The sequence below is a fragment of the Bacillus sp. IT-79MI2 genome (assembly GCF_949768135.1).
Lineage (GTDB): Bacteria > Bacillota > Bacilli > Bacillales > Bacillaceae_G > Bacillus_A > Bacillus_A pseudomycoides.
Map to the genome: position 1 here is coordinate 1 of NZ_CATKPV010000021.1, position 323 is coordinate 323.

A 323-nucleotide genomic window follows, 5' to 3' on the forward strand; every position below is an offset into this window, starting at 1 on the left:
CATTGATATTAAACAACGTCAAGCTGAAGGAATTGCTCTTGCTAGGAAGCAAGGTAAACGTTTAGGACGTCCGCCTGTCGAAATAACAGAAGAATTTATGGATGCTTACAAAGAATGGAAATCCGGTTCAATTACAGCCGTAGGAGCTATGAAAAAGTATGGCATCAAACGTTCCTCATTTTATAAACTTGCCAAACAGTATGAGGAAAATTAAATTGTATATGTTTTGACATATTCATTTTAAAATGTGGATGGGACCCCTTTTAACAAAACCGGAGTGGAAATGATGAGTATAAATAGTTTTGTGGGATTGATAAAGGACA

1 pseudogene is annotated in these 323 nt (G+C 35.9%); it reads left to right on the plus strand.

Going from position 1 to position 323, the window contains the following annotated elements:
- Window positions 1-214, plus strand: a pseudogene (locus ACM6HU_RS01065) (recombinase family protein); the annotation flags it as partial.
- Window positions 215-323 lie beyond the last annotated feature (109 nt).